This window comes from Mesorhizobium sp. B2-1-3, from assembly GCF_006442495.1.
Lineage (GTDB): Bacteria > Pseudomonadota > Alphaproteobacteria > Rhizobiales > Rhizobiaceae > Mesorhizobium.
This window is the reverse complement of sequence record NZ_VFWL01000011.1, coordinates 141,694-167,229: the sequence shown is the minus strand read 5'-3', so window position 1 is coordinate 167,229 and position 25,536 is coordinate 141,694. Positions and strand designations below refer to the sequence as shown.

Sequence of the window (25,536 nt, the reverse complement as noted above, 5' to 3'; positions counted from 1 at the left end):
TGGAAGCCTCGATGTGTGCAAACAAAGGGGCCGGAAGAGGTTCATCTTCCGGCCCCGCATTTGCAGGCTGAATTGAAGCCGCTGGATCCGGGTTGCGCCGGGTCCAGGGAGATCAAAAATCAGACCGAATAGTACATGTCATATTCGACGGGATGCGGTGTCATTTCGAAGCGCATCACCTCGGCCATCTTCAACTCGATGTAGCTGTCGATCTGGTCGTCGTCGAAGACGCCCCCGGCCTTCAGGAAGCCGCGGTCCTTGTCGAGGCTCTGGAGCGCTTCACGCAGCGAGCCGCAGACGGTCGGGATCTTCTTCAGCTCCTTCGGCGGCAAATCGTAGAGATCCTTGTCCATCGGCTGGCCGGGATGAATCTTGTTCTTGATCCCGTCGAGGCCGGCCATCAGCATGGCGGCAAAGGCGAGATAGGGGTTCGCACCCGGATCGGGGAAGCGGACCTCGACGCGCTTCGACTTTGGCGACGAGCCGAACGGGATACGGCAGGACGCCGAGCGGTTGCGCGCCGAATAGGCGAGCAGCACCGGCGCCTCGTAGCCCGGCACCAGACGCTTGTAGGAGTTGGTCAGGGGGTTGGTGAAGGCGTTGATAGCCTTGGCGTGCTTGATGATGCCGCCGATATAGAACAGGCAGCTTTCCGAGAGACCGGCATACTCGTTGCCGGCGAAGGTCGGCTTGCCGCCTTTCCAGATCGACTGGTGGACATGCATACCCGAGCCGTTGTCGCCGAAGATCGGCTTCGGCATGAAGGTGGCGGTCTTGCCGTAGGCATTGGCGACCTGATGCACGACATATTTGTAGATCAGCATCTTGTCGGCGTTGCGGACCAGCGTGTCGAACTTGATGCCGAGTTCGTGCTGGGCCGCGGCCACTTCGTGGTGATGCTTCTCGACCCGCACGCCCATCTCGGCGAGCACGGTCAGCATCTCGGAGCGCATGTCTTGCGCCGAATCGATCGGCGGCACCGGGAAATAACCGCCCTTGACGCGCGGACGGTGGCCGAGATTGCCGGTTTCGTAGTCGGTGTCGTCATTGGACGGCAGTTCGGTGGAATCGAGCCTGAAGCCGGTGTTGTAGGGATCGGCTTTGTACTTGACGTCATCGAAGACGAAGAACTCGGCTTCCGGGCCGACATAGATGGTGTCGCCGATGCCTTCCGACTTCATGTAGGCCTCGGCCTTCTTGGCAGTGCCGCGCGGGTCGCGGTTATAGGATTCGCCCGAAACCGGATCGAGGATGTCGCACAGGATGACCATGGTCGACTGAGCGAAAAACGGATCCATATGGACCGTTTCAGGATCGGGCATCAGCACCATGTCGGACTCGTTGATCGCCTTCCAGCCGGCGATCGAAGAACCATCGAACATCACGCCATCGGCGAACATGTCTTCCTCGACCTCGATGACATCCATCGTCACGTGCTGCAGCTTGCCCTTCGGGTCGGTGAAGCGCAGGTCAACGAACTTCACATCGTTGTCCTTGATCTGCTTCATGATGTCTTTGGCTGTCGTCATGTCATGTATCCCTGTGTGACGTTTTTTAATAATGACGTTTCGGAAGATGGGCGAGGTGTCAGACGGCATCCATGCCGGTTTCGCCGGTGCGGATGCGCACGACTTCCTCGATGTTGGAGACGAAGATCTTGCCGTCGCCGATGCGCCCGGTCTGGGCCGCCTTGCGGATGGCTTCGATGGCGCCTTCGACCGCATCGTCGCCGAGCACGACTTCGATCTTCACCTTGGGCAGGAAGTCGACGACATATTCGGCGCCGCGATAAAGCTCGGTGTGGCCCTTCTGGCGTCCAAAACCCTTGGCCTCCGTCACGGTGATGCCTTGCAGTCCGGCCTCCTGAAGCGCTTCCTTCACTTCGTCCAGCTTGAATGGCTTGATGATCGCTTCGATCTTTTTCATGTAAAAAGTGGCCTCCACTGCCAAAAAAACGGGTTGTGAGCCCCCGCTTGCGCCTCCATCAAGCACGAACTGTGCCAATTGGCGGGATTTCAAGCGGTGTCATTCGATTCCAGAACCATGCCGCACGAAGATGCAAATTCGCATCGTTCACTGCATCCAGCGCGCGACGGATGGCTGCAGCCTACGCGGCGTCGGTGTTTATGTCTGCCCGATATTTAGGCGTATTGCTTATTTGGTGGGCATTGCTCAGCTTGGCTGGGACCGCGCCAACTCCTCTGCGTTTGCGTCGAGCCGAAAACTGGACAATGCTTTATCGAATGCGGATCGGCAATCCATGAGCAACGAACTTCTTTCTCCCGAGGAGATGAGCGAGGCGGATCGGTTGACGATTGCCGCCGGCGCAATCGACGGCATCGGCCTGATGCGCCGTGCAGGCGAAGCCGTCGCGGCCGAAATTTTCAGGCGCGATCCGGCAGCGAAGCGGGTCCATGTGCTTAGCGGTCCCGGCAACAATGGCGGCGATGGCTATGTCGTGGCCCGCTGCCTGGCAACCGCTGGCGTCGACACGGTGGTCTGGGCGACGGGCACGCCGAAGCCGGGCAGCGATGCCGCGCTTGCCGCCGGCGAATGCCCGGTCAAACCTCGGCCGCTGGCGAATTTCGCGGCCGAAGCCGGCGCTGTCGTCGTCGACGCTCTTTACGGAGCAGGGCTGTCCAAACCGCTGTCCGGTGAAGCGGCGAGAACGGTTGGCGTGGTGACAAGCCTGGCCTTGCCGGTCGTCGCGGTCGATCTGCCATCAGGCGTTTCCGGGGACAGCGGCCAAGTGCTCGGCCATGCTTTTCGGGCTGGGGTCACCGTCACCTTCGCCCGCAAAAAACCTGGTCATCTTTTGCTGCCCGGGCGCGAGCTGTGCGGGGAGATCGTGCTCGCCGATATCGGTATCGCCGATGGTCTCATTGCCCGGATTCGGCCCCAGGCGTTCGAGAACTCGCCGGCGCTTTGGCTCAGCGCCTTTCCGATTCCGGGCGTCGATACGCACAAGTACAAGCGCGGCCATGTCGGCGTCTTTTCCGGCGGCCCGAGCGCCACTGGCGCGGCGCGGCTTGCGGCGCTTGCCGCGGCGCGAAGCGGGGCAGGGGCGGTCACCGTCCTGTCCCCGGCGAAAGCCATGCAGGTCAATGCCGCGCATCTGACCTCGATCATGCTGCGCAAAGCAAATGACAGCGCCGACATCGACGCCTTCATCGGCGAACGCCGGCCCTCCGCTTTTGTACTGGGCCCTGGCTTCGGTGTCGGTGAAAGAACGCGGAATTTTGCTCTCACGCTGCTTGCCGCTGGCCAGCAGCGGAACGTTTCCGCCTCGGTCGATGGTCTGGTGTTCGACGCCGACGCGATCACCTCGTTTCGCGAGAAGCCGGATGTCCTGTTCGAAGCCTCGCGCCAGCCGAGCGCGCCGTCGCTGGTGATGACGCCGCATGAAGGCGAGTTCGCCAGGCTGTTTGCTGACATCGCGGGTGGCGCCGTTTCGTCCAAGTTGGGCAGGGCTCGTATGGCCGCCACCCGTGCCAATGCCGTGATCGTCTATAAGGGCGCCGACACCGTAATCGCTGCTCCCGATGGCAAGGCCGCGATAAACTCCAGTGGCGCGCCGTGGTTGGCAACCGCCGGTTCGGGCGACGTGCTCTCGGGGCTCGTGGCCGGCTTCCTGGCGCAAGGCATGCCGGCCTTCGAGGCGGCGTGCGCGGCGGTATGGATCCATGCCGAGGCCGGCAGCCGGTTCGGGCCGGGGCTGATCGCCGAGGATTTCCCGCTGGCGCTGGTGCCTGTGCTGCGTGAACTGGTGGCGGCTCGCGGCGCGCGCTGACTTGCCGCGACATTCAGCTTACAGCGGAATGTTGTCGTGCTTTTTCCAGGGGTTCTGCATGTCCTTGTTGCGCAGCATTCGCAGCGCGCGGGCGATGCGGCGGCGGGTCGAATGCGGCATGATCACCTCGTCGACATAGCCGCGCTCGGCGGCGACGAAGGGCGACAGGAAGCGGTCTTCGTAAGCCTTTGTATGAGCTGCGATCTTTTCGGCGTCTCCGATGTCCTTGCGATAGATGATCTCGACCGCGCCCCTGGCGCCCATCACGGCGATCTGCGCCGTCGGCCAGGCATAGTTCATATCGCCACGCAGGTGTTTCGAAGCCATCACGTCATAGGCGCCGCCATAGGCCTTCCTGGTGATGACGGTGATCTTCGGCACGGTCGCCTCGGCATAGGCGAAGAGCAGTTTGGCGCCGTGCTTGATCAGCCCGCCATATTCCTGCGCTGTGCCCGGCAGGAAGCCCGGAACGTCGACGAAGGTGACGATCGGGATCGAAAAACAGTCGCAGAAGCGCACGAAGCGCGCCGCCTTGCGGCTGGCGTCAGAATCGAGCACGCCGGCCAGCACCATGGGCTGGTTGGCGACGAAGCCGACCGTGCGGCCTTCAATACGTCCGAAGCCGGTGACGATGTTCTTGGCGAAACTTTGCTGGATCTCGAAGAAATCACCCTCGTCGGCGACTTTCAGGATCAGCTCCTTGATATCGTAAGGCTTGTTCGCGTTGTCGGGGATCAGCCGGTCGAGCGACAGATCGTGATCGGTGACCGACTGGTAGCATTCGATCTCGGGAATCTCCGATGTGTTCGAGGCCGGCAGCAAATCGACCAGCCGGCGCATCTGCAGCAGTGCTTCGACGTCGTTGTCATAGGCGCCGTCGGCGATCGAGGATTTCGTCGTGTGAACGGAAGCGCCGCCGAGGCTCTCGGCGGTCACCGTCTCGTTGGTGACGGTCTTCACCACGTCCGGTCCAGTAACGAACATGTAGGAGGTGTCGCGCACCATGAAGATGAAGTCGGTCATGGCCGGCGAATAGACGTCGCCGCCAGCGCAAGGCCCCATGATCACGGAAATCTGCGGAATGACGCCCGACGCCAGCACATTGCGCTGAAAGATCTCGGCGTAGCCGCCGAGTGCAGCCACGCCTTCCTGGATGCGGGCACCGCCGGCATCGTAGAGGCCGATGATCGGCGCGCGGTTGCGCAGCGCCATCTCCTGCACCTTGATGACCTTTTCGGCATGCGCTTCCGACAGCGAGCCGCCGAACACGGTAAAATCCTTGGCGAAAAGGTAGACGGGACGGCCGTTGACGGTGCCCCAGCCGGTGACAACGCCATCGCCGGCGATCTTGGTCTTTTCCATGCCGAAGTCGGTCGAACGGTGCTCGACATACATGTCGAACTCCTCGAACGAACCCTCGTCGAGAAACACCTCGATGCGTTCGCGGGCGGTGAGCTTGCCCTTCTTGTGCTGCGCGTCGATGCGAGCCTGACCGCCGCCCATGCGGGCGATCTCGCGACGACGCTCGAGTTCCTTCAGCACGTCCTTCATTCTCGATCTCCTGCGCGGGCTGCTTTGTGGTAATGATGCCCGCAGGTGAGCGCAAGCGTCGCTTTTTCGAGGCGTTTTGTTGCGCTGCAACATGATGCCCTTGCATTTCAGAGCGAACTCAGCCATATGCACGGCATAGGCGCTTGGGCCGGACCGATCCGGCCTTCTCCTCGAATGAGACTGGTTGCGTCTGTTTTCCCTCTTTCCTGCTGATCGGCCCCGATTGGTTAGCAAGGTGGCGAAAAAGCCCCGTGGCATGATGCCTGCGGGCACGACAGCGCAGCCGCGCGGACGAACACGTCCGCCGCCTTGTCGTTCCATGACAATTGATTCGACGGCAGGTTGCGCCCTGCCGCCATTGATGTTTGCGGCCAGAGGCCGCGTGAAAGAAGAATATTTTGACCAACGAAAACACTTTGCCCGGCAACGACACTGGAGAACTCTCCGGTTTCGCAGCACTGGGAATTACGGGTGCGCTGCTCAAGGCCACCCATGCCGCCGGCTTCACCGATCCGAAGCCGATCCAGGCTCAGGCGATCCCGCCGCAGATGGAAGGCCGTGACATTTTCGGCATCGCCCAGACCGGCTCCGGCAAAACTGCGGCCTTCGCGCTGCCGATCCTGTCGAAGATCATTGCGCTCGGCACCAAGCGCCGGCCGAAGACGGCACGCGCGCTGATCCTGGCGCCGACTCGTGAGCTCGCCGTGCAGATCGAGGACACCATCAAGATCCTCGCCAAGGGCGCGCATGTCTCGACCGCGCTCGTGCTGGGCGGCGTCTCGCGCTTCAGCCAGGTGAAGAAGGTTGCGCCTGGTGTCGACATCCTGATCGCCACGCCTGGCCGGTTGACCGATCTGGTGCGCGAAGGCGACCTCATGCTTGCCGACACCAAATGGCTGGTGCTCGACGAGGGCGACCGCATGCTCGACATGGGCTTCATCAATGACGTCAAGCGCATCGCCAAGGCGACCGCGCCGGACCGTCAGACGGTGCTGTTCTCCGCGACTATGCCCAATGAAATCGCCGAACTGGCGAAAGGCCTGCTGAAGAACCCAATCCGTGTCGAAGTCGCGCCGCAAAGCACGGCGGCGGCCGAGATCGCGCAGAGCGTCGTCCTTGCCCGCACCAAGCAGAAGCGCCAAGTGCTGTCGACGATGCTCGCCGACGAGACGATGAAGTCCGTCATCATCTTTTCGCGCACCAAGCACGGCGCCGACCGGGTAACCAAGGACCTCGAGCGCGACGGCTTCAAGGCCGCTGTCATCCACGGCAACAAGTCGCAGAATGCGCGGCAGAAGGCACTGAACGATTTCCGCGAGGGTTCGGTGCGCATTCTGGTGGCCACCGATATCGCCGCGCGCGGCATCGACGTGCCCGGCATCAGTCATGTCGTGAATTTCGACCTGCCTGATGAGGCGGAGAGCTATGTCCACCGCATCGGCCGCACCGGCCGCAACGGCCGGGACGGCATTGCGATTACGCTCTGCGATCCGTCCGAGAACAGCAAGCTGCGCCAGGTCGAACGCATCATCCGCGCCAAGCTGCCTGTTGTCGCCGACCATCTCGGCAGCCCCGATCCGCAGCGCAACCCGGCTGAGAAGAACGAGCGCTTCGAGCCTGCCAATGACCGAAACGACCGCAATGGCCGTCGCGACGGCAGGCGGCCGGGCGGCCAGAACAACGGCTCCGGCAAGAAGCGCTTCGGTGACAAGCCGGCCTTCGCTGGCGACCGCAAACCGGAAGGCGCCAAGCCCTTCAAGGGCAACAATAAACGCCGCTTCGGCGGCAAGCGGCCCGCGGCGCGGGCCGCGTAGGCAGGCCGCTTCGTATTGGCCGGGCATTTGCGTGCCCGGCTGGTCACCAGTGAGATAAAGGGCGACCGCGGTGAGGCTGCGGTCGCCCTTTCCGTATGGAAGCTCGGGCTACTTCGCGACCGCCTCGATCCAGACGGCAATTCTTTGTGCAAGGAAGGTCGTGGTCGATGGCGACAGGGCGTCGCCGGCGATGACGTGGTTGTCGGGATCGCCGGTATCGTCGACCGGAACCAGCTCGTGCGGCGCGCCCCAACGCCCGGCGATTTCACGCGTGCGGTCAGGCCGCACCACGCTGTCCGAATCCGAAAAGATGAAGAGGGCAGGGACCACCGCTTTCTCCACCGGCGCGCCATAGGCAAGTTCCGTCAGCGCCTGCATCGGCAGCGTCGCGGCAAGGGGATATCTGGTGGTCCAGAATTTCTCGTGCAGCGCGTTGCGCGGCATGAAGCTGCGCTCCTTGCCGGCGACGAGTTCGGCTATTTGTTTGCCCCATCGCATGGTCAGGATCCCGGCGCCCGACGCCTTGACGCCGAAATTCGGCGAGATGAACGCGATCGCCGCCACGCCGTCCGAAGCGCCCGGCTGTGTTGCCGCCCAGGCCGCCAGCGAGCCGCCGGTCGAGGTAGAGATGACGATCACCTTGTCGCCGATGGCCCGGCCGATCGCGAGCGCCTCCTCATAGTCGTTGATCCAGGCATTGAGGCTGCCTTGCGTCATGGCCGCGCCATCCTGCCCGTGGCCGGTGAGGCGGGTGAAGAACAGATTGGCGTCGAGTTGGTCGGCAACCTCGTCGGGCAGCGGGCGGAGCTCGCCCTTCGACGCCGAAAAGCCGTGGATATAGACGATGGACAGCCGTGTCCTGGCATGCACCATCGGATTGGCCCAGATGATCTCTTTCTCCAGCCCGTCACGGATGCCGGATATCGCCGCTTCCGTCCTGGCCACGTAGGCCTGCGGATCGTCGCCGATTGCGGATGGATCGAAGCGGATCGTGGTGTCGACGGGAACCCGCGGGCCGAGCACGAAGGCCAGTGCGAGGATGGCGACTAACCCCAGCACAGCAAGCACGATTCGTCGCCCCATCGCAGACTCCAAACGCAACAACAACAAACCTACGGCGGTGGCGGGGAACAGGCAACGACCGGCCGGCGATGAAGCCGCCGATCCGCTGGCTTCTATTCGCTCGGCGGCTTGCGGTCGTAATTCAGCGGCCGTGCCTTCCAGCTCGTCATGAGGCTGATCACGCCTCGGTACACCGGTCTCGGCAACAGGCTGAGCAGCTTCAGGGGCCAGCTCGTCCGGCGCGGGAATGTGACCTCGAAGCCGCCGGATTTGATACCCCGCACCATGCGCCGCGTCGCTCGGCTGACCGGCATCAGCCCCGGCATGGGCAGCATGTTCTTCTCGGTCAGCGGTGTGTCTATGAAGCCCGGATTCATGACCTGGACGCGCACGTTCATCTTGTCGAAATCGTATTTCAGCGATTCGGCCAGGATGTTGATCGCCGCTTTGGTGCCGCCATAAGCGGCGGTCGTCGGCCAGCCGAAATAAGCGGTGACCGAGCCGACCAGCACAATATGACCGCGCGCCCGCACGCGCATGCGTTCGACGACCGGCACAAGCCCGTTGATGATGCCGAAATAGTTGACCTCGAAAGACCGGCGAAAATCGCTGACGACGAGAGCCTCGCCAGGCGTGGAAATGTAGTTGCCCGCGTTTAAGACGGCGAGCACGATGGGGCCAAGCTCGTTCTCGATTGCAGCGACGGTTCTTGCCATGCGCGGCTCGTCGGTCACGTCGCAGGGAAAAGCCTTGACCTTGCCTGGCATCTGCGCGGTCTCGACAATCAGCGTGTCGATGGGATCGCCATCGGGTGCCGTTACGGCCACCGCATAGCCCTGGGACGCAAGGTCCCTGGCCAGCGAACGGCCGATGCCGCTGCTGCCTCCCGTGACCCAGGCGACGCCATGCTTCGGGTCGGCCCGATAGAGTGTCATGCTGCGCCCCCGTCGAATTGTTCTTGGCTTTTGCTCTAACCGCGAAGAAATCGAATGAAAAGAGCGGTTTTCGACGCCGGCCGCAAATGAACAACGCGGATAGGCCCGGCACCAAGGTGACGCCGGCGCAAATGCAGTACGGAAAATGCGACTGGACCAGGCAAATTCTTGCCTTGAAACCGAAGCTTCGGGTTTCTAGGGTTTCGCGCAGCTACACAAGGACTCCCGAATGCCCCGCTCCGTGATCGACGCTATCGGCAACACGCCATTGGTCCGCCTCAACAGGGCTTCGGAAGAAACCGGCTGCGAGATCCTGGGCAAGGCCGAATTCATGAATCCAGGACAGTCGGTCAAGGACCGCGCCGGCCTGTTCATCATCCGCGATGCCGAAGAGCGTGGGCTGCTCAGGCCGGGCGGCGTCATTGTCGAGGGCACGGCCGGCAATACGGGCATCGGGCTGACGCTGGTCGCCAAGGCGCTCGGCTACCGCACCGTCATCGTCATTCCCGAAACGCAGAGCCAGGAGAAGAAGGACACGATCAAGCTGCTCGGCGCCGAGCTGATCGAGGTTCCGGCCGTGCCGTACAAGAACCCCAACAATTACGTGAAATTGTCGGGGCGGCTGGCTGAGCAAATGGCGCGTTCGGAGCCGAACGGCGCTATCTGGGCCAACCAGTTCGACAATGTCGCCAACCGCGACGGGCACATCCGCACCACGGCGCAGGAGATCTGGAGCCAGACCGGCGGCAAGGTCGACGGCTTCGTCTCGGCGGTCGGCTCGGGCGGAACGCTGGCCGGCGTCGCTTTCGGACTGAAGGCGAAAAGCAAGGACGTAAAGATCGCTCTCGCCGATCCGCTGGGCGCTGCGCTCTACAGTTTCTATACCAGCGGTGAGCTGAAATCCGAGGGCAGTTCGATCACCGAAGGCATCGGGCAGGGACGCATCACCGCCAACCTCGATGGGTTCACGCCCGACTTCTCGTTCCAAATTCGTGATGAGGATGCGTTGCCGATCGTCTTCGACCTGGTCCAGGAGGAAGGCCTTTGCGTCGGCGGTTCGACCGGCATCAACATAGCGGGCGCGATCCGACTGGCGCGTGAACTCGGCCCCGGCCATACCATCGTGACCATTCTTTGCGACTACGGCACACGCTACCAATCGAAACTGTTCAATCCCGAATTCCTGCGCGAAAAGAAGCTGCCGGTGCCCGGCTGGATGGAAGAGAAATCAGATATTTCCGTGCCGTTTGAAAAGGTCGTGTGATGGCGCACAAGACCGAAGCGCTGTTTCGCGACGACGCCTATCTCAGGACGGCCGATGCCGTGGTGGTCGCCGTCAACGAGCGCGGCGGCATCGTTCTGGACCGCACCATCTTCTATGCCACCTCGGGCGGGCAGCCGGGCGATAGCGGCCATCTCCAGCGCGCCGATGGCAGCCGCATCGTCCTGGCCGCCACCATCACCGGGGAAACAAAGGACGAGATCATCCACGTGCCGGCGCCGGAACAAGCCGCGCCTGCGGTCGGCGAGCGCCTGAAGCTCGCAATCGACTGGGAGCGACGTCATCTCTTGATGCGCATGCATGCCGCTTGCCATTTGCTCACCGTCGTCTGCCCGTTTCCGATCACCGGCGCGGCGGTTTCGGAAGACGACAGCCGTGTCGATTTCGACATTCCCGACGCCAGCTTCAGCAAGGAAGACGTGACGGCTGGCCTGATGGGCCTGGTGCGGGCCGATCATCCGATCTTTACCAGGCTGATCAGCGACGAGGAACTGGCCGCCAATCCGGGTCTGGTGAAGTCCAAGAATGTCCGTCCGCCGCTAGGTACCGGCAAAATCCGGCTGGTCTGCATCGGCGAGAATGCTTCGGTGGACAGTCAGCCCTGTGGTGGCACCCATGTCAAAAGCACCGGCGAGATCGGCGAAATCCATATCGGCAAGATTGAGAAGAAGGGGCGTGAAAACCGGCGCTTCCGCATCCGGTTTGGACCGATGCCCCAAACATGATCTCGAAAGCTACGATGTTTTCGGACAAGATCATGCGGCAAGGCAAGACAACGTCTGGTCAATGGCGGCAGGAGAACCACAATGGCTGAAGACAGTCCTTTCACCGTCGACGCGGACTGGTTGCAGGAGCGTTTGGGCCAGCCTGGCCTGACGATTGTCGATGCATCCTGGTATCTTCCGGCGCAAAACCGCGACGCGCGCGCCGAGTACGACGCTGGGCACATTCCGGGCGCCCGCTTCCTGGATCAGGACGCGGTCTCCGATCCGGACGCCGCGCTGCCGCATACGCTGCCGTCGCCGCAGCATTTCGCGCAGTATGTCGGCGCGATGGGCGTTTCGGCAGATGACACGATCATCGTCTATGACGGCCCGGGCTTTTTCTCGGCACCTCGGGCTTGGTGGATGTTCCGGGTGATGGGCGTCTTCCAGACCTATATCCTTGACGGCGGTTTCGATGGCTGGAAAGCGGCAGGTCGGCCGGTGACGGCCGAACCGACCAAAATCGCGCCAAGCGTGTTCCACGCCGATTTCGACGCCGGCCGGGTCGCCAGCCTTGCCGAGATGCGCCCCATCGTCGAAACCCGGGAAAGCCAGATTGCCGATGCACGCGGGGCAGGACGCTTCACCGGCGCGGAGCCGGAGCCGCGTGCGGGCGTCCGTTCCGGCCATATGCCGGGCGCGCGCAACTTGCCTTATTCGGCGCTGTCGGAAAACGGCGTGCTTCTGCCGAAGGAGCGGTTGCGCAAGGTGGTCGAGGACGCCGGCCTCGATCTGTCGAAGCCTATCGTCACTTCCTGCGGCTCCGGCGTTACGGCGGCGGTGATCACGCTTGCGTTGGAAACGCTTGGCCATACCGACAACAGGCTTTACGACGGCTCATGGACCGAATGGGGCGGTCTCTCCGACACACCAGTCGTGACAGGCAAGGAATGACGATGGAAAACGGCGAGCTGAAGGACATCGAAGTCACGGTGACGTTCCTCGAGATGCATGCGCCACCGGCCGTGTCGCCGCCCATGCCCTACAACCGCCAGGTCGCACTCCTGAAAACTAAGGACATTCCGCTGCATTTCTACCGGTACCTGATGGATCGGGTGGGGCGTAAATGGCACTGGGTCAATGTGCTGAGGCTGGATGACGACGAGCTTTCGGCCGGCATCCACCGCGAGGATCGCGACATCAGGGTGCTCTATCTCGATGGCGCACCCGCCGGTTTTTTCGACCTCAAGCCGCATCTGCCGGAAGAAGTCGAGCTCGCCTATTTCGGCATGATGGAACACGCCACCGGGCAAGGCATCGGCCGCTGGTTCCTGGGATCGGCGATCGCCGCGGCTTGGTCGTATGGACCGAAGCGGGTGACGGTGCAGACCTGCACGCTCGACCATCCTGCTGCCTTGCCGCTCTACCAGAAGCTCGGCTTCGCGCCGGTGGCGCAGAAGAAGGAGACCGTTCACCCTCTGCCCTTCGCCGAGCGCTCGGCCAGCGTCATGCGGCCATAGCGACGCCCTCACAAAAGCTGAACCTCTCGTTCATCCGCGCTTCAGCCTGTCTCTGCCATCTTGCCCGCACATAATACGGGCCGAAGGAGAAAAGACATGCTGACCCGCCGTACCCTTGCCGCCGCGCTGATCGCGGCAATCGCAATGCCCGGTCTCGCCGCCGCGCAGGCGACAACGCCTTCGGCCGCAACCATCGAACGAAAGCTCGAGGCGGCACCCCGCGTGAAGCTGCGCCCGAACGAGCGCGTCACCATCCGTGAGTTCAAGCGCCGGCCGGACCTGCGCCGCATGGCCCGGTCGATCGATATCCAGTCGATCAATTTCGCTTTCGGCTCGGCCGCGATCTCCAGCTCGCAATACGACAAGATCGACACTATCGCCGATGCGTTGCAGCGTATCCTGCGCCGCAACCCCGGGGCGCGCGTCCTCATCGAGGGCCATACCGACGCCGTCGGCTCCTTCCAATCGAACCGGATCCTGTCGGAACAGCGCGCCGCCTCGCTGAAGCGCACGCTGGTGCGCGAGTTCGGCGTGCCGGCCTATGCTTTGGAGACGGTCGGTTATGGCGAGGAATTCCTGCTGGTGCAGACGCAGAACGAAAACTGGCGGAACCGGCGGGTCACCCTCCGTCGCTTTGACGACTTCATTCGCTGAGGGAGTTCCGACAATCCGGTAAAGTTCGCCTTGCCTTGGTCGGCTGGAACAAGCCGACCAAGGGCCAATGATTGTCAGGAATCGGGTGGGAGGCGGGGGCTGATGCGCATAATTTCCGATCAACGACATCGGAGATTTTCGCCATGACCATCCAGTTCAAAGCCTTGCCGACACAAGATGTACGAGCGCTTCAGCGCGGCGGGCCCGATGCCTATGGAAACACGCCCGAGCGTAAGGTCTCCGACGGCGACGGCATGCCATGCCGGCATTGCCTGAAGAACATCGCCGACGGAGACGACTATCTCATCCTGGCCTACCGGCCATTCCCCAAACTTCAGCCCTATGCCGAGACCGGACCGATCTTCCTTCACGCGCAGGAATGCGAGCGCGCCGCGGAATCTCAGGCACTTCCCGAAATTCTCGAAAGCCCGGACTATATCGTGCGCGGCTACGGCAGGGATGACCGCATCGTCTATGGCAGCGGTGGCGTCATTGCGACCGATGCGATCGCCGCGCGCGCCGAGGCTCTCTTGGAACGCGACGAGATTGCCTACGTGCATGTCCGCTCGGCGCGCAACAATTGCTTCCAGTGCCGGATCGAACGTGTCTGACGGGCGCATGTGGCGGTGCGATAGCGGAGCGCTGTCGTACTCCTGTCATACCATTGCGGTACACGGGTAGCCGTCGATCGATTTGTCGACCGCGGATGAACCGGCGGCAAATCTCGACATCGAGGAAGCGGGGCCTTGGCTCCGCTTTTTTGTTTGCCTGAACCTTCCACAGAAATTTTCTGCGCAAAGAAGCATATGGGCTTCGACTATTTGCCTGGAGGGCTCAGTTAAACTTGCAATTGGCGCCGAGACGCAGGTTGCGGCACATGTTTTAAGTCCGAGCCGGGTGCAGGCCTGACAGCCGCCAATCCGGAAAGAAAAAACCCGCCGGGAATGACCGGCGGGCTGACGGGAGGCAGGTATCCTCTCAGGAGAATCAGGCCGCGAGAACCGCCTTCGGTTCGACCAGTTCGTAGCCGAGCGCTTCGGCGACCGCACGGTTGGTGATCTTGCCTCTGTGGACGTTGAGTCCATTGCGCAGATGATGGTCGTCGACCAGCGCCTTCAGGCCCTTGTCAGCGAGCTGAAGGCCATAGTGCAGAGTCGCGTTGTTGAGTGCATGTGCTGAGGTGACCGGCACGGCGCCCGGCATGTTGGCGACGCAGTAGTGGATGACGCCGTCGACCTCGTAGGTCGGCTCGGCATGCGTGGTCGCGTGCGAGGTCTCGAAGCAGCCGCCCTGGTCGATGGCGACGTCGACCAGCACCGACCCCTTCTTCATGCCCGAAAGCATTTCGCGCGAGACCAGCTTCGGCGCCGCAGCACCCGGGATCAGCACGGCGCCCACGACGATGTCGGCGGAAAAGCACTCTTCTTCCAGAGCCTCCACGGTCGAATAGCGGGTGTGGACGCGGCCGGCAAAGAGGTCGTCGAGCTGGCGCAGGCGCGGGATCGAGCGGTCGATGATGGTGACGTCGGCGCCCAGGCCAGCCGCCATCCTGGCCGCGTGCAGGCCGACGACGCCGCCGCCGAGCACGGTGACCTTGCCGGGCAGCACGCCGGGCACGCCGCCGAGCAGCACGCCGCGGCCGCCATTGGCCTTCTGCAGCGCCGTGGCGCCGGCCTGGATCGACAGGCGGCCGGCGACTTCCGACATCGGCGCCAGCAACGGCAGGCCGCCCCGGTCATCGGTCACCGTTTCATAGGCGATGGCGGTAACGCCCGAAGCGAGCAGGCCCTTGGTCTGTTCCGGATCCGGAGCGAGATGAAGATAGGTGTAGAGGATCTGGCCATCGCGCAGTTGGGCCCATTCGTTAGGCTGCGGCTCCTTGACCTTGACGATCATATCCGACTTGGCGAACACGTCGGCCGCCGTCTTGGCGATGGTGGCGCCGGCGGCGCGATAGGCGTTGTCGTCGGCGCCAATGCCAGCCCCGGCGCCGGTCTCGACCAGCACCTCATGTCCGTGGGCGACATATTCGCGGACCGAGCCGGGCGTAAGTCCGACGCGATATTCATGGTTCTTGATTTCCCGGGGGCAGCCGACGCGCATTTTCTTTTCTCCTGACACGGCCCTTCGGGGCTCGTTCCCTGTATTGACGTAGTCAACCACGAATCGTTGCGTAAGTGTTTGCGAATGCACTTGCAGGAGGGCTCGCTATTCGATAATTGTTGCGTAAAATGCATAGAAATTCGCAGGAATCACGAAGAATGCCGCTCGACAGGATTGATATCGCCATTCTGGAGACATTGCAGAAGGATGGCCGGATGCCGAACGCCGCCCTTGCCGAAAGGGTCGGCCTGTCCCAGTCGGCCTGTTCGCGCCGGCTCGACAATCTGGAGAAATCCGGAACCATCCGCGGCTATCATGCCCGGCTTTCCAATGCAGCACTTGGTCACCAGATGACGGCGATCGTGCACATATCGCTGTCGGGCCAGTTCGAGAAGACGCTGTCGGATTTCGAGGCTGCGATCAAGCGCTGCCCGAACGTGCTGTCCTGCCACCTGATGTCGGGCGAGTACGACTACATCCTCAGGATCGCGGCCAAGGACCTTGCCGACTACGAACGCATCCACAAGGAGTGGCTGTCGGCGATGCCGCATGTGACGAAGATCAATTCGTCTTTTGCCCTGCGCGAAATCATCGACCGGACGGCGATGGGCCTGAAGCCCGAAATGGCCTGAGCATTCTCAGCCTTCCACGCCTTCAGCCGTCTACGCCTTGGCAGCATCCGTCACGATCCGGTCCATCGGGATATCGTGCGGCTGCGGGTAGATGGTGGCGATTCGCTGCAATTCGTAGCCGACGCCGATGACCAGCGGCTTGAACGGCATCGCCGCCAGCGTTCGGTCGTAGAACCCGCCGCCATAGCCCAGGCGATAATTGCCGGAATCGATGCCGACGATCGGTGAGATGACGATGTCGGGCAAGACCGGTTCGCCCTCGGCCGGAATCGGAATGTTCCACACGCCCTTCTCCAGCCGGTCGCCCGGAACATAGGCCCGGAAGATCAGCGGCTGTGCCTTTTCGATGACGACGGGCAGCGCGGTGCGCCCGCCTCGTTCATTGATGGCGGCCATCCATGGCCGCAGGTCCGGCTCGCCGCGAAACGGCCAATAGAGGCTGACCATGCGGCCGGCGATATCGCCGATCGCCGCGTCGAGGGCTCCGGCGATGCTCTGCGACATCGCCGTTCGCGCATCGGCGGAAACCGCGAGACGCGCCGCGATCAGGCGTTCCCGTTCGGCCTTGCGCCATCGTCTGACGTCGGTCCAATCGGATATCGGCGCGTGAAACGCGGGATCGAGTTCGTGCATGAAGCATGGCGGCGAGGAATATTGCGCCGGACCCTGGTCGTCGTGATCGTTGGCCATGCTCACCTCATCGCTGTTTTCCATAACGCTATACCCGGCGGGGGGATGCGACATGTGCATTCACGACATGGAACGACGAGTCTCGGGCACGGCCTTCGTGTTGTTGCATTGCACAAAAGCTCCTACATCAAAGGCATGCGATATTGCTGGTCAGGGTGAATGCGATGGATCAAGCCAATCACCATGTCGTCGTCGTAGGGGCGGGGTTCGGCGGCCTCGAATTCACCCGCGCTCTCGCCGGTGCGCCCGTGCGCATCACCATGATCGACAAACGCAATCACCATCTTTTCCAGCCGCTGCTCTACCAGGTCGCAACGACAGCGCTGGCGACCTCGGAGGTCGCCTGGCCGATCCGCCACCTGCTGCGCAAGCGCAAGGACGTGACGACGCTGCTCGCCAATGTCACCGGCATCGACCGAGCCGGAAAACGCGTGCTGCTCGATGACGGCAGCACCGTCGCCTACGACACGCTGGTGCTCGCCACCGGCGCCCGACACGCCTATTTCGGCCACGACGAATGGGAGCCGTTCGCGCCAGGGCTGAAGACGCTGGAGGACGCCACCACCATTCGACGGCGCATTCTGCTCGCCTTCGAGCAGGCCGAGCGGGAAACCGATCCTGCCAGGCGCCAGGCGCTGCTGACGATTGCGATCGTCGGCGGTGGTCCGACCGGTGTCGAACTTGCCGGCACCATTGCCGAACTGGCGCACGACACACTGCGCGGCGAATTCCGCAACATCGACACGCGCGAGACGCGTGTGGTGCTGATCGAGGCTGGCGACCGCATACTGGCCAATTTTGCGCCGAAACTGTCCGATTATGCCGGAAAGGCGTTGAAGCGGCTCGGCGTGACGATCGAACTCGGCCGGGCGGTCACGCGCTGCGACGCCGAGGGCGTCGTCTTCGGCGACACGCATCTGCCGGCGAGGACCATATTGTGGGCGGCGGGCGTTGCCGCTTCGCCGGCAGCCGAATGGCTGGGCGCCGCCGCCGACCGGGCGGGAAGGGTGCTGGTTGAACCCGATCTCACCGTGCCGGGCAGCCCCGAGATTTTCGTCATCGGCGACGCCGCTCTCGTGCTGCGGCCCGATGGACGGCCCGTTCCCGGCGTGGCGCCTTCCGCCAAGCAGGAGGGCCGCCATGTTGCCGCGACCATCAAGGCCAGGCTTGCCGGCGATACGAGCGTACGGCCGTTCCACTACAAGCATGCCGGGGACCTGGCCACGATCGGCAAGCGCGCCGCGGCGATCGATTTCGGCTGGATCAGGCTGACCGGCTGGCCGGCCTGGTGGCTGTGGGGACTGGCGCACATCTATTTCCTGATCGGCTTCCGCAACCGGCTCGCGGTGTCGCTGAGCTGGCTATGGATCTACGTCACGGGCCAACGCAGCGCCCGCCTGATCACGCAGGGCGACGACGACAAGGGCTGATCTTCCGCGCTTGCGACCGTTCATCCGCGCGTCATCTGTTGCTGATCGACTGACAGCTCCGACGCGCGCAACTTCTTGAATGGACTCGAATAGGTTTCAGCGCGAAGTTCGCTTCGGGCAGGGTCTTTCGTGTCGTCGAAAAGGAGAAAACATGTCGCAGCCGCTCCATTCCGTCTCCCGCCGCGGTCTCCTCGCGGGCGCCGCCGCCACGGGCGCGCTAATTGCGCTTCACCCTTTCTCCGCCCGCGCCCAGACCAACCAGGCGCATCTCCGGATCATGGAGACCACCGACATCCATGTGAATGTGCTGCCCTATGACTATTACGCCGACAAAGCGAATGACACGATGGGACTGTCGCGCACGGCCTCCCTGATCGACGCGGTGCGCAAGCAAGCCGTTAATTCGATGCTGATCGACAATGGCGACCTGCTGCAGGGCAATCCGATGGGCGACTACATCGCCTATGAAAAGGGCATGAAGGACGGTGACCTGCATCCGATCATGAAAGGCATGAACCTGCTCGGCTACGAGTGCTCGACGTTGGGCAACCACGAATTCAACTACGGCCTGTCCTTCATGGACAAGGTTCTGGCCGGCGCCAATTTCCCCTTCGTCTGCGCCAACCTGATCCGCGGCACCGAGCTTGCCGCGAACCCGCGCGACGACAAGCTCTACCTCAAGCCCTACGTCATCCTCCACAAGAAGATCAGCGACGGTTCAGGCACCGAGCAACCGATCAGGATTGGCATCATCGGCTTCGTGCCGCCGCAGATCATGGTCTGGGATCTCAAGAACCTCGAAGGTAATGTCAGAACGCGCGACATTGTCGAGGCCGCCAAGGCCTGGGTGCCGCAGATGAAGGAAGAGGGCGCCGACATTATCATCGCGCTCTCGCATTCTGGCATCGACGTCAAGCAGGGCGATATGATGGAGAACGCATCGTTCTTTGTCGCCGGCGTCGAAGGCATCGACGCGGTGTTCACGGGTCACCAGCATCTGGTGTTCCCTGGCAAGAAGGATTTTCAGGCGCTCGAAGGCGTCGATGCGCAAAAGGGTACGCTGCAGGGCAAGCCGGCCGTCATGGGCGGCTTCTGGGGCTCGCATATGGGCCTGATCGACCTGATGCTGGAGCGCGACGGCTCGAAATGGAAGATCGTGTCCGCCACCTCGGAAGCGCGGCCGATCTTCGAACGTGTCGACAACAAGAACAAGCCGACTGTCGCGGACGACAACCGCATCATCGCCGCGCTTGAGCAGGACCACCAGGCAACGCTCGCCTATGTGCGTCGTCCCGTCGGCAAGACCGCAGCGCCGCTCTATTCCTATTTCGCGCTGGTCGCCGACGATCCGTCGGTTCAGGTCGTCAGCCAGGCGCAGACCTGGTACCTCCAGGACATCCTGAAAAACACACAATGGAAGGACGTGCCGCTGCTGTCGGCGGCAGCCCCCTTCAAGGCCGGCGGGCGCAACGGCGCCGACTACTACACCGATGTGCCGGCGGGCGACATCGCCATCAAGAACGTCGCCGACCTCTACCTTTATCCCAACACCGTGCGGGCCGTTGAGATCACCGGAGCGCAGGTCAAGGAATGGCTGGAAATGTCGGCCGGCATCTTCAACCGGATCGAACCTGGCAAGGCCGACCAGGCGCTCATCAACACCGACTTTCCGTCCTACAATTTCGACGTTATCGACGGCGTCACCTACAGAATAGATCTGTCGCAGCCGCCGAAATACGATCCCAAGGGTGGGCTGGCCAATGCTAGTGCCAATCGCATCGTCGGCCTGATGTTCGACGGCAAACCGATTGATCCCAATCAGAAATTTGTCGTTGCAACGAACAACTACCGGGCCGGAGGCGGCGGCAATTTTCCTGACATCGACGCTTCCAAAATTATCTACGAAGCGCCAGACACCAACCGCGACGTCATCGTTCGCTACATCGTCAAGCAGGGCACCATCAACCCGTCGGCGGACGGCAACTGGTCGTTCGCGCCGCTGCCCGGAACCAGCGTCGTGTTCGAGACAGGGCCCAAGGCGAAGGACCTCATCGCCGAAGTGAAGTCATTGAAAATCGAGCCGGCGGGCGCCGGCGAGGCAGGATTTGCGAAATACCGCATCCTTCTCTGACCGCCATTCGCAATTGGGACGCGGGCCATTTCTGGATCATGTCCGGCCAGTCGCCGGCGACGAGATCGAAGGCGCGCCGGCATTGATTTGGCAGTTCCAGGTGCCGAGAGCTCACATACCGTACGAGGGTCGACACGGATCCCATCTTTGCCTGGCGGAACGTCTATGAGCACAGCCGGGCTTATGCGATAGATTAGCCATGCGTTATGTCATCGTCATCGCCGCCGTTGCGTTTTTCCTGATCTGGGACGGTCTCTACAACCAGGGCCGGTACCTCGATATGACGGTGAGGAATGTCTCTCACGTGGTGCGTTACGTCACCGGCAAGGTCTAGTCCCGTTCAGGTCTCATGCATCCCGGGCGCGTCGCAAGGACGCGCGGCACCCTGAACGGTTGACCTGACGGTTTCGTCGTCACAAAAGACCCCGGATTTTTGATCGAGGAGGCGGGGTTGATCCGGCATATCGTTTTCTTCAGCGCGCGGCGTGGCGAGGATGTGGAGGCAGTGCGCTCTGGGCTGCTGGCGCTCGGCGGCATTCCCCATTCCAGCCTGTTCGAGGTGACGCTGAACACCAAGGTCGATCCGCTGTCGGATGAGATCGACGTGGTCGTCTATGCCGAATTCACGGATGCCGCCGCATTGGCCGCCTACAAGGCGCATCCGCTCTATGCGCAGACCACCAGCAGGGTCAAGCCATTGCGCGAACTGCGTTATTCCGCCGATGTGGTGGCCGGAAGCTGATTCGGGCGCCCTTGAACCCTTTTGCGCAATGATGCACACCGCGCTGGCATGATCCAAACACCACCCACAGGCACTCATCCGCTCGATCACCTCGTGCTGCCGACCTCGAGCCTGGATGTGGCGCGGGCGCGGCTAACGGCCCTCGGCTTCATCGTCGCGCCGACAGGCATCCATCCATTCGGCACGGAAAATTGCTGCGTCTTCCTCGCGGACGGCACCTATCTGGAACCGCTGGCTGTAGGCGATGATCAGGCCGCGATGAAGGCCGCCGGCCAGGGCAATGTCTTCGTCGCGCGCGACCGGCTCTATCGTGACCGCAATGGCAATGAAGGTTTTTCCGCCGTGGTCCTGACCACGGACGACGCCGATGCGGACCATGCACGCTTTGTCGATGCGAGCCTGTCGGGCGGGGACATGCTGGGCTTTTCGCGGGCGTTCACCGACGCTGCCGGCAAAAGCGACATGGCGTCATTCAAACTGGCCTTCGCGTCGACCGGGGGTTCAACCGATGCGTTCCTGTTCGCCTGCCAGCGCGTCAACGCGCCGGAAGTGGACCGCACGGCGCTGCAGGCTCATGCCAACGGTGCCACGGGAATTGTCGAGATCGTGGCGATCAGCGACGAGCCCGCCGAGCAGCGCCGGCTGATTTCCGTGGCAGTAAACGATCCGACGGCTGACGCGCGCGCCTCCATTTTTCGTCTACCTAACGCTATCTTGACTGTACTCGACCCGGCCTCCTTCACGGCACGCTTTGGCGTGCCCGCCGGTAAGCCGACGCAACTCCGCTTCGCGGCAGTCGTCTTTTCGGTTCGGCGTGCCGCTGTGGCGGCAGGTCTGCTTGCAGCCAATTCCATCAGATACGATATGTCGGGCAGTGATATCGTCGTGCAGCCGACATCCGGGCAGGGCGCGGCCTTCATCTTTCGGGAGATACAATGAGCAACGCCTTGGCGCCCAATTCATCGGTAACCGTCGGCAATGTCGTCTTCGACAACGCAGCACCGCTGTCGCTGATTGCCGGCCCCTGCCAGTTCGAATCACGCCAGCATGCCTTCGACATGGCCGGCGCGCTGAAGGAACTGACAGGCAGGTTGGGCATCGGCCTCGTCTACAAGACCAGCTACGACAAGGCCAACCGCACCTCCCTGTCGGCTACACGCGGTGCCGGCATGGAAGCGGCGCTCCCGGTCTTCGACGAGTTGCGCAAGGAATTCTCCTTGCCGGTACTGACCGACGTCCACACCGAGGAACAGTGCGCCATCGTTGCGCCGCATGTCGACGTGCTGCAGATCCCGGCCTTCCTGTCGCGCCAGACCGACATGCTGGTTGCCGCCGCAAGGACGGGCAAGGTGATCAACGTCAAGAAGGGACAGTTCCTCGCGCCCTGGGACATGAAGAACGTGGTGGCCAAGATCACCGGCTCCGGCAACGCCAATGTCTTGACCACCGAGCGCGGCGCCTCGTTCGGCTACAACACGCTCGTCTCCGACATGCGGGCCCTGCCCATTATGGCCGACATCGGCGCGCCTGTGATTTTCGACGCCACCCATTCGGTCCAGCAGCCGGGCGGGCAGGGTGGTTCCTCCGGCGGCGAACGCCGCTTTGTCGAGACCTTGGCCCGCGCGGCTGTCGCCGTCGGCGTTGCCGGCGTCTTCATCGAGACCCACCAGGATCCGGATAATTCGACCTCGTCCGACGGACCGAACATGGTGCCGCTGAAGGACATGCCGGCACTTCTGGAAAGGTTGATGGCGTTCGATCGGGTAGCGAAGGCCCGCTGACCCCGGCGCAGCTGAAGGTCGTCGCCGCGGAGGGCATATATCGGCCTGCCACGTCAGTAAGAAGTCACCTTTATACAGGTGGAAAAAGTCGAACAGACCGGCGGAAAAGTCGGGAACCTTCGATCTCGCCCCTCATTGTGAAAGTCCAGAGCAACGACAATGAGGAGCACATCATGACAACCCAGGCAGGACACACAGAGGCTATCGCTGCTTCGCGGGTCATCGGCACATCCGTCTATAACACCGAAGGCACGAAGATCGGCAGCATCGAGGACGTCATGCTCGACAAGCTGTCCAACGGCATCATGTTCGCTGTGATCGGTTTTGGCGGCTTTCTCGGCATGGGTGAAAAATATCACGCCATCCCGTGGGCGAGTTTGGATTACGATGAGGATAGGGGCGGCTATGTCGTGCCATTCTCGAAGGACCAGCTGAAAGCCGCTCCCGCCTATTCGATCAACGAGCTGACGGGCGCCGATGGCAAGGCCGCACGTGACGCCTCCTACAATTACTACAAGGTCGAGCCTTACTGGCATTGACCGGCCAGCCTGACGTGAAAAGGCCCCCGCAAACCAGCGGGGGCCTTTTACATGATCGCCTGCCGTGCTTACTCCGCGCTGCGGAGGGTCGACAGTTGCACCGCGCCCTGTGGAGGCTGCTGGTTGTCGCAGGACGTCAGGAACGCCGCCGCGATCAGGAACAAACTCACGATACCGCTTAACTCGGACATGGCGAAACTCCTCCTGTTTCGCCCCGCGCAGCCGCCATCATAGACCGGCGGCCATCCTATGGCGCATGACTTATGATGACAGGAATTTGCGCTTCGTGAATCGCGCCGGCGGCAATAATTGGCGGTGGCCCGATTGCCTTTTGCGCCGCTTTGGCTAAGACGGGCGCGACGTTTCGTCAGATCAATCGGGGACATCGCAATGACCGCCATCATCGACATTGTCGGGCGTGAAATCCTGGACAGCCGTGGAAATCCGACCGTCGAGGTCGATGTCGTGCTCGAAGACGGTTCGATGGGCCGCGCGGCCGTGCCGTCTGGAGCTTCCACCGGCGCGCATGAAGCCGTCGAACTGCGCGACGGCGGCGCCCGCTATCTCGGCAAGGGCGTGCTGCGGGCCGTCGAGGCGGTCAACGGCGAACTGTTCGAGGCAATCGGCGGCATGGAAGCCGAAAACCAGATCCACATCGACCAGACCATGATCGAACTCGACGGCACGCCCAACAAGAGCCGGCTCGGCGCCAACGCTATTCTCGGCGTGTCGCTGGCGGTGGCCAAGGCCGCGGCCGAAGCCGCCGGCCTGCCGCTCTATCGTTACGTCGGCGGCACCAAGGCGCATCTGCTGCCGGTACCGATGATGAACATCATCAATGGCGGCGCCCATGCCGACAACCCGATCGATTTCCAGGAATTCATGATCCTGCCGGTCGGTGCGCCAACGCTGCGCGAAGGCGTGCGCTGGGGTTCTGAGGTCTTCCACACGCTGAGGAAGAAGCTGAAGGACGCCGGCCACAACACCAATGTCGGCGACGAAGGCGGCTTTGCCCCGAACCTGAAGAGCGCGCCGGTGGCGCTCGATTTCATCATGGAGTCGATCGAGCAGGCCGGCTTCAAGCCGGGCGAGGAGATTGCGCTCGGCCTCGATTGCGCTGCGACGGAATTCTTCAAGGACGGCAACTACGTCTATGAAGGCGAGAAGAAGACACGCGATCCGAAGGCGCAGGCGAAATACCTGGCCAAGCTCGCCGCCGATTATCCGATCATTTCGATCGAGGACGGCCTTGCCGAGGATGACTGGGAAGGCTGGAAATATCTGACCGACCTGATCGGCAAGAAGACGCAGCTCGTCGGCGATGATCTCTTCGTCACCAATACGGCGCGCCTGCGCGATGGCATCCGCATGGGGGTCGCCAATTCGATCCTGGTCAAGGTCAACCAGATCGGATCGCTGACCGAGACGCTCGATGCCGTCGAGACCGCGCACAAGGCCGGCTACACCGCCGTCATGTCGCATCGCTCGGGCGAGACCGAGGATTCGACCATCGCCGACCTCGCCGTCGCCACCAATTGCGGGCAGATCAAGACCGGATCGCTGTCGCGTTCCGACCGCATGGCCAAATACAACCAGCTCATCCGCATCGAGGAAGAACTCGGCAAGCAGGCGCGCTACGCCGGCAAGTCGATGTTGAAGGGCTGAGCCGGAGCATCTGACACAGGGATGGCGGTGAGGGGCGGGAATTCCCGCCCTTTTTCGTTGGAGCGCCTGTGGACGCGTCATCCGTAACCGTCCGTTAAGCACAATGGAGCGAAAAAGACCGTGGTCGCCCGAGTTCGCGACTGCGAGGGAACGGACGATGTGGACGCGTCAGCACAAACAGAGAAACACCGGCCGGCTGATTATCCCCTCGCTCTGCGCGGTGTTCCTGGCCTATTTCGGCTTTCATGCCTATCACGGCGAGTTCGGCATCAATTCGAAATACCAGCTGGAGGCCGAGACTGTTGCCCTGCAGGCCCAGCTCGATGCGATCAAGGCGCGCAGGATGGAGCTGGAACGGCGCGTCAAGCTGATGCACGACGGCACGCTGGAGAAGGACATGCTCGACGAGCAGGCGCGTAAGGCGCTGAATTTGTCCCAGGCCGACGAAATCACCATCATGTTGCCGGTCTCGGCAAAGTAACCAATATCAGGTTAATCACAATATTTTCAA

The 25,536-nt window shown here is 62.4% G+C and carries 26 protein-coding genes; 18 read left to right on the top strand and 8 right to left on the bottom strand.

Features of this window, described 5'->3' with window-relative positions:
- Positions 1 to 119: 119 nt before the first annotated feature.
- Together glnA and FJ973_RS19530 are read right to left on the bottom strand one after the other, a co-directional pair.
- Positions 120 to 1,529, bottom strand: a complete 1,410-nt coding sequence (gene glnA / locus FJ973_RS19535; RefSeq protein WP_140527990.1) for a type I glutamate--ammonia ligase — start codon at positions 1,527 to 1,529, stop codon at positions 120 to 122.
- Positions 1,530 to 1,587: 58 nt separating this feature from the next.
- Positions 1,588 to 1,926, bottom strand: a complete 339-nt coding sequence (locus FJ973_RS19530; RefSeq protein WP_006205430.1) for a P-II family nitrogen regulator — start codon at positions 1,924 to 1,926, stop codon at positions 1,588 to 1,590.
- 334 nt (positions 1,927 to 2,260) lie between these two features.
- On the opposite strand from FJ973_RS19530, the gene FJ973_RS19525 reads away from it, so the two are divergent.
- The gene (locus FJ973_RS19525; RefSeq protein WP_140557276.1) at positions 2,261 to 3,790 is read left to right on the top strand and encodes an NAD(P)H-hydrate dehydratase; all 1,530 of its coding nucleotides are present in this window, start codon (positions 2,261 to 2,263) and stop codon (positions 3,788 to 3,790) included.
- An 18-nt stretch (positions 3,791 to 3,808) separates the two neighbouring features.
- Here FJ973_RS19525 and FJ973_RS19520 read toward each other — a convergent pair whose 3' ends face one another.
- Positions 3,809 to 5,341, bottom strand: a complete 1,533-nt coding sequence (locus FJ973_RS19520) for an acyl-CoA carboxylase subunit beta (protein ID WP_140515440.1) — start codon at positions 5,339 to 5,341, stop codon at positions 3,809 to 3,811.
- Positions 5,342 to 5,739: 398 nt separating this feature from the next.
- Here FJ973_RS19520 and FJ973_RS19515 point away from each other — a divergent pair, with 398 nt between their 5' ends.
- Positions 5,740 to 7,155: a DEAD/DEAH box helicase gene (locus FJ973_RS19515; protein ID WP_140515439.1), complete on the top strand. Its 1,416-nt coding sequence runs from the start codon at positions 5,740 to 5,742 to the stop codon at positions 7,153 to 7,155.
- A gap of 108 nt (positions 7,156 to 7,263) precedes the next feature.
- Here the strand turns inward: FJ973_RS19515 and FJ973_RS19510 are convergent, their stop codons facing one another.
- The gene (locus FJ973_RS19510) at positions 7,264 to 8,238 is read right to left on the bottom strand and encodes an alpha/beta fold hydrolase (RefSeq protein WP_140501310.1); all 975 of its coding nucleotides are present in this window, start codon (positions 8,236 to 8,238) and stop codon (positions 7,264 to 7,266) included.
- A gap of 92 nt (positions 8,239 to 8,330) precedes the next feature.
- Positions 8,331 to 9,152, bottom strand: a complete 822-nt coding sequence (locus tag FJ973_RS19505; RefSeq protein ID WP_140501312.1) for an SDR family oxidoreductase — start codon at positions 9,150 to 9,152, stop codon at positions 8,331 to 8,333.
- A gap of 229 nt (positions 9,153 to 9,381) precedes the next feature.
- Between FJ973_RS19505 and FJ973_RS19500 the strand changes: the two genes are divergently transcribed.
- The 6 genes from FJ973_RS19500 (at position 9,382) to FJ973_RS19475 (ending at position 13,923) form a co-directional block, all read left to right on the top strand.
- Positions 9,382 to 10,416 (top strand): cysteine synthase A, encoded by a 1,035-nt coding sequence (locus tag FJ973_RS19500; protein ID WP_140557274.1) that lies wholly within the window; start codon positions 9,382 to 9,384, stop codon positions 10,414 to 10,416.
- A complete protein-coding gene (locus FJ973_RS19495; protein WP_140515436.1) occupies positions 10,416 to 11,159 on the top strand; it encodes an alanyl-tRNA editing protein in 744 nt (247 codons plus the stop codon). Before FJ973_RS19500 ends, FJ973_RS19495 begins: the two co-directional genes overlap by 1 nt.
- A gap of 81 nt (positions 11,160 to 11,240) precedes the next feature.
- Positions 11,241 to 12,092 carry a 3-mercaptopyruvate sulfurtransferase gene (gene sseA, locus FJ973_RS19490; protein WP_140557272.1) on the top strand — a complete coding sequence of 284 codons (852 nt, stop codon included), beginning with the start codon at positions 11,241 to 11,243 and terminating at the stop codon, positions 12,090 to 12,092.
- A gap of 2 nt (positions 12,093 to 12,094) precedes the next feature.
- Positions 12,095 to 12,658, top strand: a complete 564-nt coding sequence (locus FJ973_RS19485) for a GNAT family N-acetyltransferase (protein WP_140501320.1) — start codon at positions 12,095 to 12,097, stop codon at positions 12,656 to 12,658.
- A gap of 96 nt (positions 12,659 to 12,754) precedes the next feature.
- Complete coding sequence (locus FJ973_RS19480) at positions 12,755 to 13,312, top strand: OmpA family protein (RefSeq protein WP_140501321.1); 558 nt, start codon at positions 12,755 to 12,757, stop codon at positions 13,310 to 13,312.
- 143 nt (positions 13,313 to 13,455) lie between these two features.
- Positions 13,456 to 13,923, top strand: a complete 468-nt coding sequence (locus tag FJ973_RS19475) for a DUF1203 domain-containing protein (protein ID WP_140557270.1) — start codon at positions 13,456 to 13,458, stop codon at positions 13,921 to 13,923.
- A 376-nt stretch (positions 13,924 to 14,299) separates the two neighbouring features.
- On the opposite strand, the gene ald is transcribed toward FJ973_RS19475, so the two are convergent.
- Positions 14,300 to 15,415, bottom strand: a complete 1,116-nt coding sequence (gene ald, locus FJ973_RS19470) for an alanine dehydrogenase (protein ID WP_140501325.1) — start codon at positions 15,413 to 15,415, stop codon at positions 14,300 to 14,302.
- A 158-nt stretch (positions 15,416 to 15,573) separates the two neighbouring features.
- Here ald and FJ973_RS19465 point away from each other — a divergent pair, with 158 nt between their 5' ends.
- Complete coding sequence (locus FJ973_RS19465; protein WP_140557269.1) at positions 15,574 to 16,047, top strand: Lrp/AsnC family transcriptional regulator; 474 nt, start codon at positions 15,574 to 15,576, stop codon at positions 16,045 to 16,047.
- Positions 16,048 to 16,077: 30 nt separating this feature from the next.
- Here FJ973_RS19465 and FJ973_RS19460 read toward each other — a convergent pair whose 3' ends face one another.
- Complete coding sequence (locus tag FJ973_RS19460; RefSeq protein WP_140557267.1) at positions 16,078 to 16,737, bottom strand: 5-formyltetrahydrofolate cyclo-ligase; 660 nt, start codon at positions 16,735 to 16,737, stop codon at positions 16,078 to 16,080.
- A gap of 164 nt (positions 16,738 to 16,901) precedes the next feature.
- Here FJ973_RS19460 and FJ973_RS19455 point away from each other — a divergent pair, with 164 nt between their 5' ends.
- The 7 genes from FJ973_RS19455 to FJ973_RS19430 all read left to right on the top strand — a co-directional run bounded on the left by FJ973_RS19455 (position 16,902) and on the right by FJ973_RS19430 (position 23,360).
- Positions 16,902 to 18,167, top strand: a complete 1,266-nt coding sequence (locus tag FJ973_RS19455; protein ID WP_140525508.1) for an NAD(P)/FAD-dependent oxidoreductase — start codon at positions 16,902 to 16,904, stop codon at positions 18,165 to 18,167.
- Between the two features lie 151 nt (positions 18,168 to 18,318).
- Positions 18,319 to 20,298 (top strand): bifunctional 2',3'-cyclic-nucleotide 2'-phosphodiesterase/3'-nucleotidase, encoded by a 1,980-nt coding sequence (locus FJ973_RS19450; protein ID WP_140557265.1) that lies wholly within the window; start codon positions 18,319 to 18,321, stop codon positions 20,296 to 20,298.
- Between the two features lie 199 nt (positions 20,299 to 20,497).
- Positions 20,498 to 20,632, top strand: a complete 135-nt coding sequence (locus tag FJ973_RS31615) for a hypothetical protein (protein ID WP_263483007.1) — start codon at positions 20,498 to 20,500, stop codon at positions 20,630 to 20,632.
- A gap of 117 nt (positions 20,633 to 20,749) precedes the next feature.
- A complete protein-coding gene (locus FJ973_RS19445) occupies positions 20,750 to 21,040 on the top strand; it encodes a Dabb family protein (protein ID WP_140501335.1) in 291 nt (96 codons plus the stop codon).
- 48 nt (positions 21,041 to 21,088) lie between these two features.
- On the top strand, positions 21,089 to 21,979 hold the full coding sequence (locus tag FJ973_RS19440; protein ID WP_140557263.1) for a VOC family protein: 891 nt from the start codon (positions 21,089 to 21,091) through the stop codon (positions 21,977 to 21,979).
- On the top strand, positions 21,976 to 22,821 hold the full coding sequence (gene kdsA / locus FJ973_RS19435) for a 3-deoxy-8-phosphooctulonate synthase (protein WP_140557261.1): 846 nt from the start codon (positions 21,976 to 21,978) through the stop codon (positions 22,819 to 22,821). Before FJ973_RS19440 ends, kdsA begins: the two co-directional genes overlap by 4 nt.
- Positions 22,822 to 22,994: 173 nt before the next feature.
- Positions 22,995 to 23,360, top strand: coding sequence for a PRC-barrel domain-containing protein (locus FJ973_RS19430; RefSeq protein WP_140557260.1), 366 nt, complete (start codon positions 22,995 to 22,997; stop codon positions 23,358 to 23,360).
- A 68-nt stretch (positions 23,361 to 23,428) separates the two neighbouring features.
- On the opposite strand, the gene FJ973_RS31610 is transcribed toward FJ973_RS19430, so the two are convergent.
- Complete coding sequence (locus FJ973_RS31610; protein WP_263483006.1) at positions 23,429 to 23,551, bottom strand: hypothetical protein; 123 nt, start codon at positions 23,549 to 23,551, stop codon at positions 23,429 to 23,431.
- Positions 23,552 to 23,750: 199 nt separating this feature from the next.
- On the opposite strand from FJ973_RS31610, the gene eno reads away from it, so the two are divergent.
- Positions 23,751 to 25,025: a phosphopyruvate hydratase gene (eno, locus tag FJ973_RS19425; protein WP_140501342.1), complete on the top strand. Its 1,275-nt coding sequence runs from the start codon at positions 23,751 to 23,753 to the stop codon at positions 25,023 to 25,025.
- A gap of 157 nt (positions 25,026 to 25,182) precedes the next feature.
- Positions 25,183 to 25,506, top strand: coding sequence for a septum formation initiator family protein (locus tag FJ973_RS19420; protein ID WP_140501344.1), 324 nt, complete (start codon positions 25,183 to 25,185; stop codon positions 25,504 to 25,506).
- Positions 25,507 to 25,536 lie beyond the last annotated feature (30 nt).

Bases quoted from the DNA above. Each gene is read 5' to 3' on its own strand.
- FJ973_RS19500 (WP_140557274.1), top strand. From the start codon at position 9,382: ATGCCCCGCTCCGTGATCGACGCTATCGGCAACACGCCATTGGTCCGC.
- kdsA (WP_140557261.1), top strand. From the start codon at position 21,976: ATGAGCAACGCCTTGGCGCCCAATTCATCGGTAACCGTCGGCAATGTC.
- FJ973_RS31615 (WP_263483007.1), top strand. From the start codon at position 20,498: ATGCGTTATGTCATCGTCATCGCCGCCGTTGCGTTTTTCCTGATCTGG.
- FJ973_RS19420 (WP_140501344.1), top strand. From the start codon at position 25,183: ATGTGGACGCGTCAGCACAAACAGAGAAACACCGGCCGGCTGATTATC.
- FJ973_RS31610 (WP_263483006.1), bottom strand. From the start codon at position 23,551: ATGTCCGAGTTAAGCGGTATCGTGAGTTTGTTCCTGATCGCGGCGGCG.
- FJ973_RS19465 (WP_140557269.1), top strand. From the start codon at position 15,574: ATGCCGCTCGACAGGATTGATATCGCCATTCTGGAGACATTGCAGAAG.
- FJ973_RS19440 (WP_140557263.1), top strand. From the start codon at position 21,089: ATGATCCAAACACCACCCACAGGCACTCATCCGCTCGATCACCTCGTG.
- FJ973_RS19495 (WP_140515436.1), top strand. From the start codon at position 10,416: ATGGCGCACAAGACCGAAGCGCTGTTTCGCGACGACGCCTATCTCAGG.
- sseA (WP_140557272.1), top strand. From the start codon at position 11,241: ATGGCTGAAGACAGTCCTTTCACCGTCGACGCGGACTGGTTGCAGGAG.
- FJ973_RS19520 (WP_140515440.1), bottom strand. From the start codon at position 5,341: ATGAAGGACGTGCTGAAGGAACTCGAGCGTCGTCGCGAGATCGCCCGC.
- FJ973_RS19525 (WP_140557276.1), top strand. From the start codon at position 2,261: ATGAGCAACGAACTTCTTTCTCCCGAGGAGATGAGCGAGGCGGATCGG.
- ald (WP_140501325.1), bottom strand. From the start codon at position 15,415: ATGCGCGTCGGCTGCCCCCGGGAAATCAAGAACCATGAATATCGCGTC.
- eno (WP_140501342.1), top strand. From the start codon at position 23,751: ATGACCGCCATCATCGACATTGTCGGGCGTGAAATCCTGGACAGCCGT.
- FJ973_RS19480 (WP_140501321.1), top strand. From the start codon at position 12,755: ATGCTGACCCGCCGTACCCTTGCCGCCGCGCTGATCGCGGCAATCGCA.
- FJ973_RS19455 (WP_140525508.1), top strand. From the start codon at position 16,902: ATGGATCAAGCCAATCACCATGTCGTCGTCGTAGGGGCGGGGTTCGGC.
- glnA (WP_140527990.1), bottom strand. From the start codon at position 1,529: ATGACGACAGCCAAAGACATCATGAAGCAGATCAAGGACAACGATGTG.
- FJ973_RS19450 (WP_140557265.1), top strand. From the start codon at position 18,319: ATGTCGCAGCCGCTCCATTCCGTCTCCCGCCGCGGTCTCCTCGCGGGC.
- FJ973_RS19485 (WP_140501320.1), top strand. From the start codon at position 12,095: ATGGAAAACGGCGAGCTGAAGGACATCGAAGTCACGGTGACGTTCCTC.
- FJ973_RS19430 (WP_140557260.1), top strand. From the start codon at position 22,995: ATGACAACCCAGGCAGGACACACAGAGGCTATCGCTGCTTCGCGGGTC.
- FJ973_RS19510 (WP_140501310.1), bottom strand. From the start codon at position 8,238: ATGGGGCGACGAATCGTGCTTGCTGTGCTGGGGTTAGTCGCCATCCTC.
- FJ973_RS19505 (WP_140501312.1), bottom strand. From the start codon at position 9,152: ATGACACTCTATCGGGCCGACCCGAAGCATGGCGTCGCCTGGGTCACG.
- FJ973_RS19475 (WP_140557270.1), top strand. From the start codon at position 13,456: ATGACCATCCAGTTCAAAGCCTTGCCGACACAAGATGTACGAGCGCTT.
- FJ973_RS19530 (WP_006205430.1), bottom strand. From the start codon at position 1,926: ATGAAAAAGATCGAAGCGATCATCAAGCCATTCAAGCTGGACGAAGTG.
- FJ973_RS19460 (WP_140557267.1), bottom strand. From the start codon at position 16,737: ATGGCCAACGATCACGACGACCAGGGTCCGGCGCAATATTCCTCGCCG.